Here is a 15,299-nt window from a genome sequence, read left to right as displayed (position 1 = left end):
GTGGAGAGTTGAGTCCCTTTACGTTGGCCCCGGTGATTCCGGTTGAAGAGAAAAGTGTATAATTGGACAAACAGCGCGCAAGGAGGATGAAAGATGAAACGTATTGCAGTGTTGACCAGCGGCGGCGACGCGCCCGGGATGAACGCGGCCATCAGGGCCGTCGTCAGGTGCGCGGCCTATCACGACATAAAATGTCTGGGAGTGGAACAGGGCTATGAGGGACTCATCGACGGCATGTTCCGCAAGATCGAAGTGCGGGACGTGGGGTCGATCATCCAGCGCGGCGGGACGGTGCTGCGAACCTCGCGCAGCGAGCGTTTCCTGACGGAGGAAGGCAGAAAGAAAGCGCGCCAGCAGTGCGACGACCGCAACATCGACGGCCTGATCGTCATCGGCGGCGACGGTTCGTTCCGCGGCGCGTGGGAACTGCAGAAAATGGGGCTGCCCGTCGTGGGGATCCCCGCGACGATCGACAACGACGTCAACGGCACCGACATGACGATCGGCTTCGATACGGCGCTCAATACGGCTCTGGACGCCGTGCGGCGGCTGCGCGATACGGCCCACAGCCATGACAAACTTTTCATCGTCGAAGTGATGGGGCGTCACTGCGGCTTTATCGCGCTTCAGACGGCCGTGGCCGGCGGCGCGGAATTTGCGGTGCTGCCCGAGATCCCCTTCGACATCGGCGCCCTGTGCAAAAAGCTCAAAGCGTCGCGCCTCAGCGGAAAAAATTATTCCCTCATCATCCTTGCGGAAGGCGTCATGTCCGGCTACGAACTGCAAAAAAAGCTTGCCGAACAGGCTCCCGGTTACAAAGCGACCGTAACGGTGCTCGGCCACATCCAGCGCGGCGGAGCGCCGTCCAGCTACGACGCGACGATCGCCACCCGCATGGGCGCTTACGCGGTCAACTGCCTGCTGGGAGGGAAGCACGGCGTCATGGCCGGACTGGTCAACGGGCACATGACGCCGGTCCCTCTGCCGAACACGTGGGAGATAAGAAAGCGACTGAACCCCGAGCTGCTCGAGCTGGTGGAAGAACTCAGCATCTAACTTCCGTTCCGCCGCAGGCCGCCGATATAGGCCTGACCGACGGAGAGGCACTCGTCGTTCGGGGAAAGCAGTTTATGGGTGAGCGGCGTCAGTCCCCGAGCGCGCAGCAGGGGCAGCGTCTCTTTCAAGAGCAGGCCGTTCTGCCAGCAGCCACCGGAAAGGGCGACCAGGCGGATGCCCGTCTGCCCGGCAACGTTCGCGGCGCACTGGGCCAGCGCCTGCGCCAAGCGGGAATGAAAAGCCCCGGCCGCAAAAAGGACGTCGTGCGGAGTCCGGGCCAGAGCGGCGACGAAAGGCCGCCAGTCGATGACGCCGTTTTCAACGTCAAAGGGCGAACCGCTGGCGGGCAGGGGATGCGTTTCCGCAAGAGCCTGCAGTTCCATGGCCGCTTCGCCGTCGTAACTGACGGATTCTTTTCCCAGCACGATCGCGGCCAGGCCGTCGAAAAGACGTCCACAGGAACTTGTGAGCGGAAACGCCTCCCAGGCGTTCAGAAGCTGCCGGGCGGCGGCGGTCCGTCCGGGCCAGAGAGTTTGGCACAGTTCAAGAGCCTGGGAAACGCCGCAGCTTTCCACCAGCAGGCTCAAGCCGCAGCGCCAGGGTTCCATGACGGCGCGGTCGCCTCCGGGCAGACGGAATTCCTTGAGATGGCCGCAGCGTTCGAAGCTTTTCGCGTCGCCGCAGAGGATCTCTCCGCCCCAGATCGAGCCGTCGCTGCCGTATCCCGTGCCATCCATGATGATGCCGAGGGCGGGGGAATCGACGCGGTTTTCCGCGAGGCAGGCCATCATGTGGGCGTAGTGGTGCTGCACGGCAAGCGCCGGCAGCTGGGGAAAAGCCCTCTTCGCCGCGGCGGTGGAGAGATAAAGCGGATGCAGATCGGTGACGAGCCGCTCGGGGGCGAAGTTGTAGAGGCCGAGAAAGTGCCGCAGGGCTTTTTCGTAGAACTGCGCGGTTCCCATGTCCTTCATGTCGCCGAGGTATTGGCTGGGAAAGATCATGGCGTCCTGGCTGAACGAAAAAGTCGCTTTCATCTCCGCGCCGGCGGCGAGCACCGGCGCCAGCTCGCGTGCGGCGATAATGGGATTGGGAACGTAGCCGCGCGCCCGTCGGATCAGGACGGGGCCGTCGTCGTGATGGAGCAGGACGGAATCGTCGATCTTCATGTGGATCGGGCGGTTGTGGACGAGGAACCCGTCGCAGATCCCGGCGAGGCGTCGGTACGCCTCCTCGTTTTCGGAGACGAGCGGCTCGCCGCTCAGATTGGCGCTTGTCATCACGAGGGCGTCGAATCCTTCCATGATCATGTGATGAAGCGGGGTATAGGGGAGCATCACGCCCAGACGATTCAAGCCGGGCGCGACCGACGGGGCGAGAAAGTTGGAATCGTTCCGTTCCAGCAGTATAATAGGAGCTCGTGCGCCCGTCAGCAGCTTTGCGTCGGCGGCGCTCAGCTTCACGATCTTTTCGGCGACGGCGACGTTTTTGACCATGACCGCAAAGGGGCGGCGCGGACGGCGCTTGCGGCGGCGCAGCAGGGAGACGGGCTCTTCCCGGGTCGCGTCGCAGGCCAGATGGAAGCCGCCCAGCCCTTTGACGGCGATGATTCGGCCGTTCGCAAGCGCGGCGACCGCCAGCCCGAAGGCTTTTTCATCCCGCGCGATCTCTTCTCCCCGAGCGTCGCAATATGTCAGGCGAGGCCCGCACACGGGGCAGGCGTTCGGCTGAGCGTGAAAGCGGCGGTTTGTTTCGTCGGCGTATTCCTGCCGGCACGCGGGGCACATCGGAAAGGCCGACATGGTCGTCTTGGGCCGGTCGTAGGGGAGTTCTCTGACGATCGAAAAGCGCGGGCCGCAGTTCGTGCAGTTCGTGAAGGCGTAACGGTAACGCCTGTCGGCGGGATCCCTGATGTCGGCCAGGCAGTTCCGGCACGTCGCCATGTCGGGCGGAAGCAGGACTCTCTGCCGAAGCGAACGCACGCTTTTGAGTATGGTAAAATCATCATCGGCCTGTTCGACGTCCTTTCGTTCGAGCAGCTTGATATCCACGATCAGCGCCACGTCGGGGCAGTCGCGTTTCAGTTCCGCCACGTATCGGGCGATGGCGTCCTCCGTCCCCTGCAAACGGAGCAGGACGCCGTCGGAAGTGTTCGCCACGGAGCCGCGGATCCCGGTGCGACGCGCGATCCTTACGCACAGCGGGCGGAAGCCGACGCCCTGGACGATGCCGCTGACGCTGTATGTTTTTTCAATCAGCATGAATTCCACCTCGAATATGAAAACGCTCCGATTATTTTAATCGGTCGAAGACCTGCCCACAAGCGGCGCGGAGAGAGCATGAGCGAAAAAATCCTTGTCGGAGTCAGCGGCGGCGTTGACAGCGCCTTATCCGCCCTGCGGCTCAGAGACCTTGGCTACGACGTGACGGCGGCGCATCTGCTCCTGAAAGACGGCGAAGACCCGACCGACCGCCTGCGGCTGGAACGACTGGCGCAGCATGTGCCGATGCATCGCCTGGACTGTCGAAAACAATTTGGCGACCGCGTCGTGCAGCCTTTTCTCGACGCATACAGAAAAGGCCTCACGCCCAATCCCTGCGTGATCTGCAACGCCAGCCTGAAATTCAGGGTGTTGCTCGAGCTGGCCGACCGGCTGGGCATCGAAAAGGTCGCCACGGGACATTACGCGCGCGTTCTCAAGCGCGGAAACCGCTGGGCCATCGCCCGGACGCCCTCGCCGAAAGATCAGACCTACATGCTGTGCCGGCTGCCGTACGAATGGCTGCCGCGGCTTTGCTTTCCGCTTTCGGCAGAACGAGATAAAACGGGCGTGAAAAACGAGCTCGCATCCAGGCTGGGCGGACGGCTGGCGCAGGGCGACAGCCAGGGCATCTGTTTTCTTGAGGGCGGCTCGCTGGAACGTTTTCTCGAAGATCACATCGCGTCGGAGGAACGCCACATCGGACGCATGGTCGACCATGACGGCAAAGATTTGGGCCCGCATCGGGGCTTGATCTTCTATACCGAAGGGCAGCGCCGCGGGCTGGGCCTGTCGCGCGGCCCGTGGTTCGTCGAACGCCGGGATTTTACGAACGATCGCCTGCTGCTGTCTCATGGGACGGAAGCCACGGTCGGGACGATCTCTTTTGAAAACGCCGTCTGGCAGCAGGAAGTCCGCGCCGGGCAGGAATGTCTCGTGCAGTACTGCTATCGCGCCCGGCCGGTTCCCGGCCGGCTGACGGACTGCCACGACGGCTGCGGCGCGGTCAAACTGCGGAAACCCGCCGGGAGCGTTTCGATCGGACAGGCGCTTGCCCTTTACGACGGGACGGAGTACATCCTCCTCGGTGGCGGATTTATAAAATACATGGAATGACTGGGGGAAAGGCCATGAAAATACGGGCCCGAAAATTAACGGCGGCGCAGGCGCGAAGAAAGACGGATCCCAAGGTGCTGCGCTGTTCTTCTTCCGCTGAGCTGGAAGGACTGACTCATTTTATCGGACAGGAACGGGCTGTCAAATCGATCGATTTCGGTCTCGCCGTCAAGAGCACCGGCTACAACGTCTTTATCGTCGGGGCGCAGGGCAGCGGGCGCACAAGCTACGCGCTCAAAAGCGTGCGTGAAAAAGCGGCGCGCATGCCGGCGCCCAGCGACTGGATCTACGTCAACAATTTCGACGAGCCGGCAAAGCCTCTGGCCATCGACCTGCCGGCCGGGCAGGCGAAAAAGGCCGAGGAAGACTTCACCAAGCTGATCGAAGAGTTGAAGTCCGTGATCAGCGGCGCTTTCGAGAAAAGCAGCTACGAAGACGCTAAGGCGCAGGAGATCAGTTCGTTTCAGGATCAGATCTCGAAGATGATGAATCACGTCCGCGAAGAGGCCGAGAAGGACGGTTTCCTCGTCAAGCGCACGCCGCAGGGTTTTGTCAACATTCCCCTCAAAATCGTCAAGAACGGCAAAGGCAAAAAGGAGTTCAAGGAGCTTCAGACCGACGAATTCGAAGCCCTGCCGCGGAAAGAGCAGAAGCGCCTCAAGAGCGTATCCGACGCCTTGACCTCGAAAACTCTGGAAGTCCTGCGGCAGATCCGGGAGAAGGAGCGCGCGCTCAAGGCCAAGCTTTCGGATATGGAAGCCGAGATCTGCCGCACGGCGATCGGCCCTTACCTGGACGAGATCCGGGAGAAATACGGACAAACGAAGAAATTCGCCCAGTGGATCGATTCGCTGGAGCGCCAGATCGTCGCCAATCACGCCCTGTTCATTGCCGCCGCCCGCGACGAGAGCGGCGAAGTGGATTTCACGCCGTACAAGATCAACGTCTTCGTCGGCAACGATCCCAAGGGCGGCGCGCCGGCCGTGTGGGAGACCAATCCGACTTTTTACAACATCGCCGGCAAGATGGAGTACGAGAGCCGCCAGGGATATTATTATACCGACTTCACGAGGATCGTGAGCGGCGCGCTGCATCGGGCCAACGGCGGTTATCTGATCCTCGACGCGGAAGAGCTGCTGCGCAATTTCATGTCCTACGATCTGTTGAAACGCGTGCTGCGCTCCGGCCTGCTCACGGTCGAGAACCTCAGCGACCAATACAGCGTCATGCCGATCACGACGCCGCGCCCGGAAGCGATCCCCATCAAGACCAAAGTGATCCTCGTCGGCAGTTATTACATTTATTATCTGCTGCGCGAATACGACCCCGATTTCCCCAAATTCTTCAAGACCGTCGCGGAATTCGACTACGAAATGCCGCGCACGCCGGAAAACGAGTGGGATATGGCGCGCTTCGTCAAAACGACGGCCGAACAGGACGGCTGCCTGCCGTTCAACAAAAAAGCCTTGGCCGAACTGATCGAATGGGCTTCGCGCCTCGCCGACGATCAGAACAAACTCTCGACCCAGTTCAACAGGCTGAAAGAATACGTCGTCGAATCGTCCGCCTGGGCTCTGTCCGAAGGCGCCAAATCGGTGGACCGCAAGCACGTGCTGCGGGCGATCCAGGAGAAGCGCTACCGCTCGAGCCAGACGGAAGAAAAGATCCGCGCCGCCTTCGCCGAAGACATCATCCGCATCGACACGGACGGCGCCGTCGTCGGGCAGATCAACGGGCTGGCCGTCGTCAGCTTTGCCGAAGTCTCCTTCGGGCATCCCGCGCGCATCACCGCCAACACGTTCATGGGGCAGGAAGGCGTTATCAACATCGAGCGCGAGATTTTAATGGCGGGTCCGATCCACAACAAGGGCCTGCTGACTTTGAGCAGCTACCTCGGGCGCGTTTACGCCCAGGACATGCCGCTGACGCTTTCCGCCCGCCTGTCGTTCGAGCAGAATTACGGCGGTATCGACGGCGACAGCGCCTCGTCCACCGAATTGTACTGCCTGCTTTCCTCTCTGGCCGACGTGCCGATCGCGCAGAACATCGCCGTGACCGGCTCGGTCGATCAGTTCGGCAACATCCAGCCGATCGGCGGCGTCAACGAGAAGATCGAGGGCTTTTTCAGCTATTGTCTTGCGCGCGGCCTGACCGGCTCGCAGGGCGTGCTGATCCCCTGGCAGAACGAGCGGCATCTGATGCTGAACCACGACGTGGTCGAAGCGATCCGCCGCAAGCAGTTCCACATCTGGTCCGTGAAGACGATCGACGAAGGCATCGAGCTCCTGACCGGCTGCCCGGCCGGAAAGCGCCGGGCCGACGGGACGTATCCGGAAGATTCGATCCACGGCCGGGCGATGGCGAAGCTGAAACGATGGATCGAAAAAAGCGCCGCCCTGAGCAGAGGCCAAAAGGGGAACGCGCCTTCCGCCGTTTCCCGGGAGCGAAAACAATGAGCCGGGCTGACGTCGGCAAAACGGTGACGCCCGCTCCGATCGCTCCGCCGTCGATCACGACCGTGCTGGAAATCCTGGAACAACTCTGGAAACAGGGGACGGACTCGGCCAAAATCGTCTATGAAGAGCCGCTCGACGGGCTGATCGAGACGGTGCTGTCGCAAAACACCAACGACCGCAACCGCGACATGGCCTTCGAACGCCTGAAATCTCAATACGGAAGCTGGGAGCGCGTCGCCGCGCTGCCGCAGGACCGGATCGCCGAGGCGATCAAGCCGGCGGGAATCTGCAACAACAAGGCGGCGACGATCCTGCGCGTGCTGAAAACCGTGAAAGAGCGCTTCGGCGAGTATTCGCTCAAACGCCTGAAAAGCGGTACGCCCGCCGCGGCCTGGGATTTTATGACGCACATCCAGGGCGTCGGCCCGAAAACGGCCGCCTGCGTGCTCGCTTTCGATCTCGGTTTTCCGGCCTTTCCCGTGGACACGCATGTGGCGCGCATCTCGAAGCGTCTCGGCTGGGCCGACGCCAAAGAGACGCCTGCGGAGATCCAGGCCCGCCTCGAACGGCTTGTGCCCGACGAGATGAAGTGCGCCGGGCACCTGAACGTGATCCAGCACGGAAAAAACATCTGCAAGGCCCGAGCGCCGAAGTGCGGCGAATGTCCCCTCAGGGGCATCTGTCCTTCCAGCGAAGCCTGACGGAAAAAAAGGAGTTCCCCGGTATTTTTCGGGGAACTCCTTTTTTCTGTCTGTGCGTAAGCTTTGAGGCGTGATAGAATATTTTCAGTCAGTCGCCGATATTTCCCGCCTCGACACTGAACGGCGGGGAATCGTTCGCGCAAAGGGGGAGTGATCCATGGAAGAGCTCAACTTGTTTGAAAGCGGGCAGACGCAGCCCCTTGCCGCCCGGCTACGGCCGCAGAACCTGGACGAGTTCGTCGGGCAGACGCATCTGCTGGGGCCGGATAAAATCCTGCGCCGCCTGATCGTCAACGACACCATTTCCTCGATGATCTTCTGGGGGCCGCCGGGCGTCGGCAAGACCACGCTGGCCCGCATCATCGCCAACCAGACCAAGGCGGAGTTCATCAACTTTTCGGCGGTGACCAGCGGCATCAAAGAGATCCGCACGGTCATGCAGCAGGCCGAGAGCAACCGCACCTTCGGCGGCAAGACCATCGTCTTCGTCGACGAGATCCACCGCTTCAACAAAGCCCAGCAGGACGCCTTCCTGCCGTTCGTCGAGAAGGGGAGCATCATCCTCATCGGCGCGACGACGGAAAATCCTTCTTTTGAGGTCAACGGCGCGCTTCTGTCGCGCTGCAAGGTCTTCGTATTACAGGCGCTCACGACGGAAGAGCTGGTTTCTTTGCTGCGGCGGGCGCTTGCCGACCCGCGCGGCTTCGGCGGACAAAACGTCCGCATCGCGCCCGAACTGCTGGAAGCGATCGCCAACTTCGCCAACGGCGACGCCCGTTCGGCCCTTTCGACGCTGGAAATGGTCGTGCTGAACGGCAATCGCGCCGGCGGCGAGGTCGTCGTCACGCCGGAAGTGCTGGAACAGTGCATCTCCAAGAAATCGCTGCTCTACGACAAGAAAGGCGAAGAACATTACAACCTCATCTCGGCGCTGCACAAATCAATGCGCAACTCGGACCCCGACGCCGCGGTTTACTGGCTGGCGCGGATGCTCGAAGCGGGCGAGGATCCGCTTTACGTGGCGCGCCGGATCGTGCGCTTCGCCAGCGAGGACGTCGGGCTGGCCGATCCGAGAGCGCTGGAACTGGCGGTGGCGGCGTATCAGGCCTGCCATTTCATCGGCATGCCCGAGTGTTCCGTCCACCTGACGCAGGCGGCCGTCTACCTCTCGCTGGCGCCCAAGTCGAACGCCCTTTACCGCGCCTATGAAACGGCCCGGCGCGACGCGATCTCTCAACTGGCCGAGCCCGTCCCGCTTGTGATCCGCAACGCCCCGACCAGACTGATGAAAGAACTGGACTACGGCAAGGGCTATCAGTACGCCCACGACGCCGCGGAAAAACTGACGGGCATGCAGTGCCTGCCGGATTCGCTGCTGGGAAAGGTCTACTACGAACCGACGGAGCAGGGGCTCGAAGCGAAATACAAGGCGCGCCTCGAGTTCATCAAAGACTGGAAGGCCAAGCATGGCAGCTGACGTGTTTATAAAAAAGAAAATCCCGTCGTGCGGCGCATTCGACACGTCGCACGACGGGATCGGCATCTCGGCGGTGGTGCTCAGAGCGGGACTCGAACCCGCACGGCGCAATGCCAGGGGATTTTAAGTCCCCAGTGTCTACCGATTCCACCATCTGAGCCCTTTCAATTACTCACGAATCATACCATAGGTTGAGTGACGTCTCAAGATATTTTTGCTCCCGCGGCGCCGCGTATTTCCGCGCGCGAATCCCGCCGGGGGATACGGAGACCGATACGGTTTGTCTGAGGGCCCCGGTTTGGATTGTGCATTGTGCTTTTGTGTGCTAAAGTGGGACCGAAATGGAGCCTTAAAAGTTGTCTCTGCAATAATATTCAGTCGGGAGGCGCGGCCATATGGAAAAATGGAAGGATGAACTGACAGAACAGCTTGCTTCTGCGTTTCTTTCTTTGAACACAGTGGAAGAAGTGTATAATTTCCTCGAAGATGTGGCGACCATCGGCGAGATCAAGGCGCTTTCTCAGCGATTGGAAGTGGCGCGCCTGCTGCGCCGGAATCACACGTATCCGCAGATAGCGCAGCTGACCGGCGCCAGCACGGCGACGATCAGCCGCGTACGCAAATTTCTCGACTATGGCGCCGACGGTTATGGCGTGGTGCTGAACAGGCTTGAAGAGAACGGGAAAAACGTCACGAACAAGAAATGACTTTCATGCGCCAGAGCCGTCGGTAATCCAGACGGCCCTGGCGCATGTTCATACTGTTTCTTGATAAAAAGCGTTAACATAGTTTTTTGGCGCTGCGAGGGAGTTCAGTCGCTCAGAACTCCCTCGCAGCGCCCTTGTGTTTGTCCTTTTAATTGAGAAGTAGTATAAGAAGCGCCGCTCCTCTAAAAACATTATAGGACTTTTTTGAAAAAAGATTTATCCTTACAGAAGATGTCGAAAGGCCAAGCAGGGAAGACGCCGTGGGCAACGGCCATGAAAGATGTCAATAGCCAATAAAAATGTCACCATAACTGCTCATTAAAAAAGTCACCCCATCACACTCCCATCACAGCAAGACACCTCGAAAGAACTCCCCATCGTGCCGCCATAACAACGTCTACGCGAACGTACGTTTATCCCGACATGTGCTATGATATCCCTGCCTTTTGACGACGCCACGCCGCCAAGGGTGGTCCGGAGCGGGCTTGTGCGCTTTCACAAGCCCGCTTTTCCGTTTCTTTGCCGATGCCTCATCGGAGTCGACTCGTTTTTGACTTTCAACCTCCTTCATCTCGATCCGTCTGCCCTTGGAAACACCCCAGATCCGCCCGGTCGACGTTTCACGCACCTCAACCGTCGTTTTGGCCATCCCGAGGCAATCGTCCGCCGCCGGAACGTACCGACGACCTCCGTAGGAGATCATGCCGCCGTGATCCGTCCTGCGAGATTCGCGACGCGCAAAGAGAAAATCCAAATCGACTTTTCCTTCCGGCTTCACATAAACGTCCTCTCCCTCAGCCGGCGTGACGGCAAACTTCCGATTGTGCCTGGCGATGAGCTTGGGCAAAACCTCGTTGGCCGCCGTGATATCCGAGACGCCAAGCAGCCTCAGCTCCCCGGCAGCCTGTCCTGCATCGTGTTCCAAAGACGTTCGACACGCCCCTTCGCCTCCGGCGTCAAGGCAAAGATCTGCCCGATCCCAAGATCCTTCAGCCCCCGTCCGAAACAACTTAACGGCTCCTCCTTCCCCGCCTCATTCCCTTCATTTTCTTCATTCCCTTCGATCCGATCCTCATCATCCTGCGCCCGTGCCTTTGGAGAGCGGAAAATCGTATGCCGGTCGCTGTAAATCGCCATCGGCAGCCCATACCCCTCGATCCCCATCCCCAGCGCGGCGACATAGCCCGCCATACATTCGTTCTCAGTGAAACAGGCGCCAGTCACGATCCCCGTCGCATCGTCAATATAAGCGTGCAGCGTCGCGCGCCCGTTCCCCCTGCCAAACCATTCAAACGACGTGGCGTCAGTCTGCCACAACATCCCCGCGGCCACCTTCTGCGGTCGGGAACGGTGAAGCTTCGGCCGCCGCCGCGCACTCTTCTTGCTCCTGATCCCCTCGTCCTTCAGAATGCGGACGACACTCGAACGGCTGATCCCGATCCCCTCCCGTTCGTTCAGGCATTCCGCAAAGTGAGAGAAGTTGAAATCGTAATAGACCTCCTCATACGCCTTCAGCACCGACTCCCGAACCTCATCTCCGATCCTGCGCCGAGACGTTCTGCCGCGGTTGCCGTGAACAAGCCCTGCCGCCCCTTGAGCGGCGAACCTCTTCTTGATCCTGATGATTTGCCGTTGACAGAGCCCCAGCTTTTCCGCCGCCTCCCTGTTCGTCATGCGTCCCTCGACAAGCGCTCCGATAATCCTGATACGATCCAGTTCCTTTTGTGACAATGTCATTCGCTCCTGTTTCATGAACGGTATTATCTCAGAGTGACATTTTCTTGGAACAGTTATGGGTGACTTTATCACTGAACAACGACACAACGGCCATGAAAGATTGTAATCCAGGCGGACTGTGCTAGAATGATCGTGCTACGTAAAAAATAGAAAGTAGCGTTATTTTTACTCTTTGAATCGGAGGTTATGGATATGGCATCGTTGAAAATTCCACCGGAACTAACGCCCGTCGTCGCTTTTCACGGACATCTGTGTCCCGGCCTGTTGATCGGCTGGCGCGCTTCTCGAATGGCCATGAAGCTGCTGAATCTGTCCCGCGACGTGGATGAAGAGATTGTGGCGGTTGTGGAAAATGACGCCTGCGGCGTGGATGCGATCCAAGCAGTTCTTGGCTGCACGTTCGGAAAGGGAAATTTCATTTTCCGCGATTACGGCAAGCACGCTTTCACCGTTTTCCGCCATTCTGACGGACGCGGCGTGAGGCTGGTCTATCGCTCGCCTGAAAACGCACTTTCGCGCGACGAACACATGGGCCGTCTTTTGACGGAACCTGATGAAGCTCTGTTCGACGTGAAGAAACCCGAAGAGGCGATCCCGCAGAAAGCGCGTATTCACGATTCGGAAAACTGTTCCGTGTGCGGCGAGAAAGTCATGGTCACTCGCCTCGAGACGTGCGCGGACGGACGAAAAGTCTGTGTGCCCTGCGCGGAAAAGATCAGGAGGATGACAAAATGAAGAGTTCGATGAAATTTCTTGCGTCCCTTGTGTTAGCGATGCTGTGTGCGTCTGCGGCATGCGGCGCGGAGATGACGGTCACGGACTGCCTCGGGCGTTCCGTGACCGTGCCCGTCGCGCCGCAGCGGATCCTTGGCTCGGGATCCGGAGCCTTGAGGCTGCTGACCTACCTTCAGGCGAATGATCGCGTGATCGCGGTGGATTCCATCGAAAAGCGCAACGATCCTCCGCAGAGCAAAGCATCGCGTCCTTATGCCTTCGCTCATCCTGAGTTTGCCGCTCTGCCTCTTTTCGGCGAGTTTCGCGGCAAAGACAATCCCGAACTGATTGCCGGGCTTTCTCCGCAGCCGCAGGTGATCTTCAAAGTGTCGCCTCTTTCCGGTCCTCATCCCGACCAGCTGACGGCCAAAACGGGGATTCCCGTGATCGGCCTGGAATACGGAAATCTGAGCGACGAAAAGGAACAGTTCTACGCGACGCTGCGTCTGATGGGGAAAGTCCTTGACAAGGAACAGAGGGCGGAAGAAGTGGCGGCTTTCTTCGAAAAGCACCTCGCCGAACTGCGCCGGAGGACTGCCGGCGTTCCCGAAGAAGAGCGCAGAAGCTGCTATATCGGCGGCGTATCCATGCGCGGCACGCATGGTTTCACCTCGACGGAAACGGGATATCCGCCGTTCCTTTACACCGGCGCGAAAAACGTGGCCTCCGACGGTTCCGGCAGATCGGAAACGGTCAACGTCGCCAAGGAAAAGATCTTGCAGTGGGATCCCCAAGTCGTCTTCATGGACATCAACACCCTGCGGGCGAAAGGCGAGGCCAGCGGCCTCTGGCAGCTCAGTTTCGATCCCGTCTACGCCGAACTGTCGGCCGTCGAAAACGGCGAGATCTGGAGCGTGCTTCCCTACAATTCGTACACGATCAATTACGGTTCCGTGCTGGTCAACAGCTATTTCGTGGGGAAAACTCTCTATCCCGACCGTTTCGCCGACGTCGAGATCGCGTCCGTCGCCGACGAGATCTATTCTTTCCTTGTCGGAAAACCGCTCTACGCTCAGATCAGCGAAGCCCTTTCCGGCAAAATTTTCCGACGTCTGAACCTTGAAGGGAAATAAGCCGTGCTTCGGCAGGAGCATCTCCTTTCGTTGGAGTACGAAGCCTACGTCGGCCGTAAAAAGCTTTTTCTCCTTGGACTGGGAGGGCTGTGTTTGCTCCTCGGCCTGCTGTCCGTGGCCTGGGGAGCCGTCAGGATCCCTGTCTCCGAGGTGATCGAGGTTCTTCTCGGCGGCGGGGAAGGGCGGGCCAAGGTGATCGTCGTGAATATCCGCCTGCCCCAGACTCTGGCCGCTATGCTGGCGGGAGGCGGGCTGTCGCTCGCGGGGCTGGTCATGCAGGCAGTGCTGCGCAATCCATTGGGGTCTCCCTTCACGTTGGGGATCTCCAACGCGGCCGCTTTCGGCGCGGCCTTCTCGATCATCGTCCTCGGCTCGGGAACGATGCAGAGCACTGCGGCGGACGCGGTGACGATCATGGACCACTGGCTCACGACGGGGGCGGCCTTCGCAGCCGCTCTGGCCTGCATGGGCATCGTGCTTTTCATCGTCTCGGCAACCGGCGGCGCGGGCGAAGTCATGGTGCTGGCTGGCGTCGCGCTGAGTTCGCTGTTTACCGCCGGGACCATGTTTCTTCAGTATTTCGCCGACGACGCCCAGCTGGCGGCTACTGTCTTCTGGACTTTCGGCGACGTCTCGCGCGCGTCGTGGCGCGAGATCCCCATGATGTCGGCTCTGTTGGCCCTTTCTTCGGCGTTGTTCTTTTACAGGCGCTTCGATCTGAACGCTTTGTGCTGCGGCGATGAGACCGCTGTGTCGCTGGGCGTCTCGGCTTCGTGGATCCGTCTCGAAGCCATGGTCGTGACGTCGCTGCTTGCCGCCGTCATGGTGGCGTTTCTCGGCGTGATCGGTTTTGTCGGACTTGTCTGTCCCCATATGCTGCGCCGTTTCCTCGGGGGCGATCATCGTTTCCTGATCCCCGGCTCGGTTCTCTTGGGAGCGGCCCTTCTGACGGGCGCCGACATGGGGGCGCGGCTCCTGCTCGCGCCGCGTCTTCTGCCCGTCTCCGTCTTTACGGCGTTCATGGGCGCGCCGGTGTTCGTGGCGCTCCTGATGAAAAGGAGAAGCCGAAAATGACGCTGTCGGTATCGGGACTTTCCTTCGCCTACGGGCGCAACGACGTTTTGAAGGACGTGAGTTTTTCTCTGGAACAGGGGGAGATCGTCGTGCTGCTCGGTCCCAACGGCACGGGAAAGACCACGCTGCTGCGAGCCATTAACGGGATCCTGCGCCCTGCGATGGGGACGGTCTTTCTTGATGGGCGTACGCTCGCCTTGTGTCCGCGGCGCGACCGGGCCAAGATTTTCGGTTACGTCCCCCAGAGGGACGAACCGCAGCATCTGACCGTTTTCGACGCGGTCCTGCTTGGCCGCCGCCCGCACATCGCATGGACGATAAAGGACGAAGACGTTGAAAAAGTGGAAGCGGCGCTAAAAGCTCTGTCTCTCGAAAAATTTTCCCTGCGGTTCCTCGACGAGCTGAGCGGCGGCGAGTTCCAAAAGGTCGCTCTTGCCCGCGCTCTCGTGCAGGAACCCAAAGTCCTGCTGTTGGACGAACCGACGAGCAGCCTTGATCTCAAAAATCAGATCGACATGCTGCGGACGCTGCGGCAGATCGTTCAAGGACGGAACGTGGCGATTCTGATGTCGATCCACGATCTAAACACGTCTTTGCGCGTCGCCGACCGTTTGATCTTTCTGCGCGACGGCGCCGTTTGCGCGGCCTGCCGGCCGGCGGAGGCGACCGCCGATCTGATCGGCGACGTTTACGGGATTCCCGTAGACGTGATCGCGCACGACGGCGCGCCTTTGGTGATTCCGCGCCTGCGGAGCGATCCCGCTTTTCGCGCGTGATGCAAATTTTTGCTTTATGAAAAAACAATGACGCGGAACAAAAAAATGACGTTGGAAGTTCGTCCTTCCAACGTCATTTTTTTGTTCTTCACGC

At 59.9% G+C, this 15,299-nt stretch carries 13 protein-coding genes and 1 tRNA gene; 10 read left to right on the top strand and 4 right to left on the bottom strand.

What is annotated here, in order from left to right:
• Positions 1-93 precede the first annotated feature (93 nt).
• Positions 94-1,056: a 6-phosphofructokinase gene (pfkA, locus tag RAH42_RS05450; protein ID WP_078016550.1), complete on the top strand. Its 963-nt coding sequence runs from the start codon at positions 94-96 to the stop codon at positions 1,054-1,056.
• Here the strand turns inward: pfkA and hypF are convergent.
• Positions 1,053-3,314 carry a carbamoyltransferase HypF gene (gene hypF, locus RAH42_RS05445; protein ID WP_317540135.1) on the bottom strand — a complete coding sequence of 754 codons (2,262 nt, stop codon included), beginning with the start codon at positions 3,312-3,314 and terminating at the stop codon, positions 1,053-1,055. The genes pfkA and hypF overlap by 4 nt on opposite strands.
• A gap of 78 nt (positions 3,315-3,392) precedes the next feature.
• On the opposite strand from hypF, the gene RAH42_RS05440 reads away from it, so the two are divergent.
• From RAH42_RS05440 to RAH42_RS05425, 4 genes are all read left to right on the top strand, one after another.
• Positions 3,393-4,430, top strand: coding sequence for a tRNA methyl transferase PRC-barrel domain-containing protein (locus RAH42_RS05440; protein WP_078016549.1), 1,038 nt, complete (start codon positions 3,393-3,395; stop codon positions 4,428-4,430).
• Between the two features lie 14 nt (positions 4,431-4,444).
• Positions 4,445-6,886: an ATP-binding protein gene (locus tag RAH42_RS05435; protein ID WP_296427885.1), complete on the top strand. Its 2,442-nt coding sequence runs from the start codon at positions 4,445-4,447 to the stop codon at positions 6,884-6,886.
• Positions 6,883-7,587 (top strand): endonuclease III, encoded by a 705-nt coding sequence (gene nth, locus RAH42_RS05430; protein WP_078016547.1) that lies wholly within the window; start codon positions 6,883-6,885, stop codon positions 7,585-7,587. Before RAH42_RS05435 ends, nth begins: the two co-directional genes overlap by 4 nt.
• Positions 7,588-7,744: 157 nt before the next feature.
• Entirely contained in the window at positions 7,745-9,064 is a 1,320-nt protein-coding gene (locus RAH42_RS05425; protein ID WP_078016546.1) for a replication-associated recombination protein A, read from the top strand.
• 74 nt (positions 9,065-9,138) lie between these two features.
• Here the strand turns inward: RAH42_RS05425 and RAH42_RS05420 are convergent.
• A tRNA-Leu gene (locus RAH42_RS05420) sits at positions 9,139-9,224 on the bottom strand.
• A gap of 235 nt (positions 9,225-9,459) precedes the next feature.
• Here RAH42_RS05420 and RAH42_RS05415 point away from each other — a divergent pair.
• Positions 9,460-9,771 (top strand): YerC/YecD family TrpR-related protein, encoded by a 312-nt coding sequence (locus RAH42_RS05415; RefSeq protein WP_078016545.1) that lies wholly within the window; start codon positions 9,460-9,462, stop codon positions 9,769-9,771.
• 397 nt (positions 9,772-10,168) lie between these two features.
• Here RAH42_RS05415 and RAH42_RS05410 read toward each other — a convergent pair whose 3' ends face one another.
• Complete coding sequence (locus RAH42_RS05410) at positions 10,169-10,696, bottom strand: hypothetical protein (RefSeq protein WP_317540134.1); 528 nt, start codon at positions 10,694-10,696, stop codon at positions 10,169-10,171.
• Positions 10,660-11,523 (bottom strand): ISNCY family transposase, encoded by an 864-nt coding sequence (locus RAH42_RS05405; protein ID WP_317540133.1) that lies wholly within the window; start codon positions 11,521-11,523, stop codon positions 10,660-10,662. The genes RAH42_RS05410 and RAH42_RS05405 overlap by 37 nt, the downstream gene beginning before the upstream one ends.
• Positions 11,524-11,700: 177 nt before the next feature.
• Between RAH42_RS05405 and RAH42_RS05400 the strand changes: the two genes are divergently transcribed.
• The 4 genes from RAH42_RS05400 to RAH42_RS05385 are packed head-to-tail and all read left to right on the top strand — an operon-like array spanning position 11,701 to position 15,205.
• The gene (locus RAH42_RS05400) at positions 11,701-12,243 is read left to right on the top strand and encodes an FmdE family protein (protein WP_078016585.1); all 543 of its coding nucleotides are present in this window, start codon (positions 11,701-11,703) and stop codon (positions 12,241-12,243) included.
• Positions 12,244-12,281: 38 nt separating this feature from the next.
• Complete coding sequence (locus RAH42_RS05395; protein WP_317540132.1) at positions 12,282-13,355, top strand: iron ABC transporter substrate-binding protein; 1,074 nt, start codon at positions 12,282-12,284, stop codon at positions 13,353-13,355.
• A 3-nt stretch (positions 13,356-13,358) separates the two neighbouring features.
• A complete protein-coding gene (locus RAH42_RS05390) occupies positions 13,359-14,429 on the top strand; it encodes an iron ABC transporter permease (protein WP_078016587.1) in 1,071 nt (356 codons plus the stop codon).
• Entirely contained in the window at positions 14,426-15,205 is a 780-nt protein-coding gene (locus RAH42_RS05385) for an ABC transporter ATP-binding protein (protein WP_120372370.1), read from the top strand. Before RAH42_RS05390 ends, RAH42_RS05385 begins: the two co-directional genes overlap by 4 nt.
• The last annotated feature ends 94 nt before the right edge of the window (positions 15,206-15,299 follow it).

The sequence above is a fragment of the Pyramidobacter sp. YE332 genome (assembly GCF_033060595.1).
GTDB lineage: Bacteria > Synergistota > Synergistia > Synergistales > Dethiosulfovibrionaceae > Pyramidobacter.
Note: the sequence above shows the minus strand (reverse complement) of the source record. Positions and strands in the feature narration are given on the sequence as shown.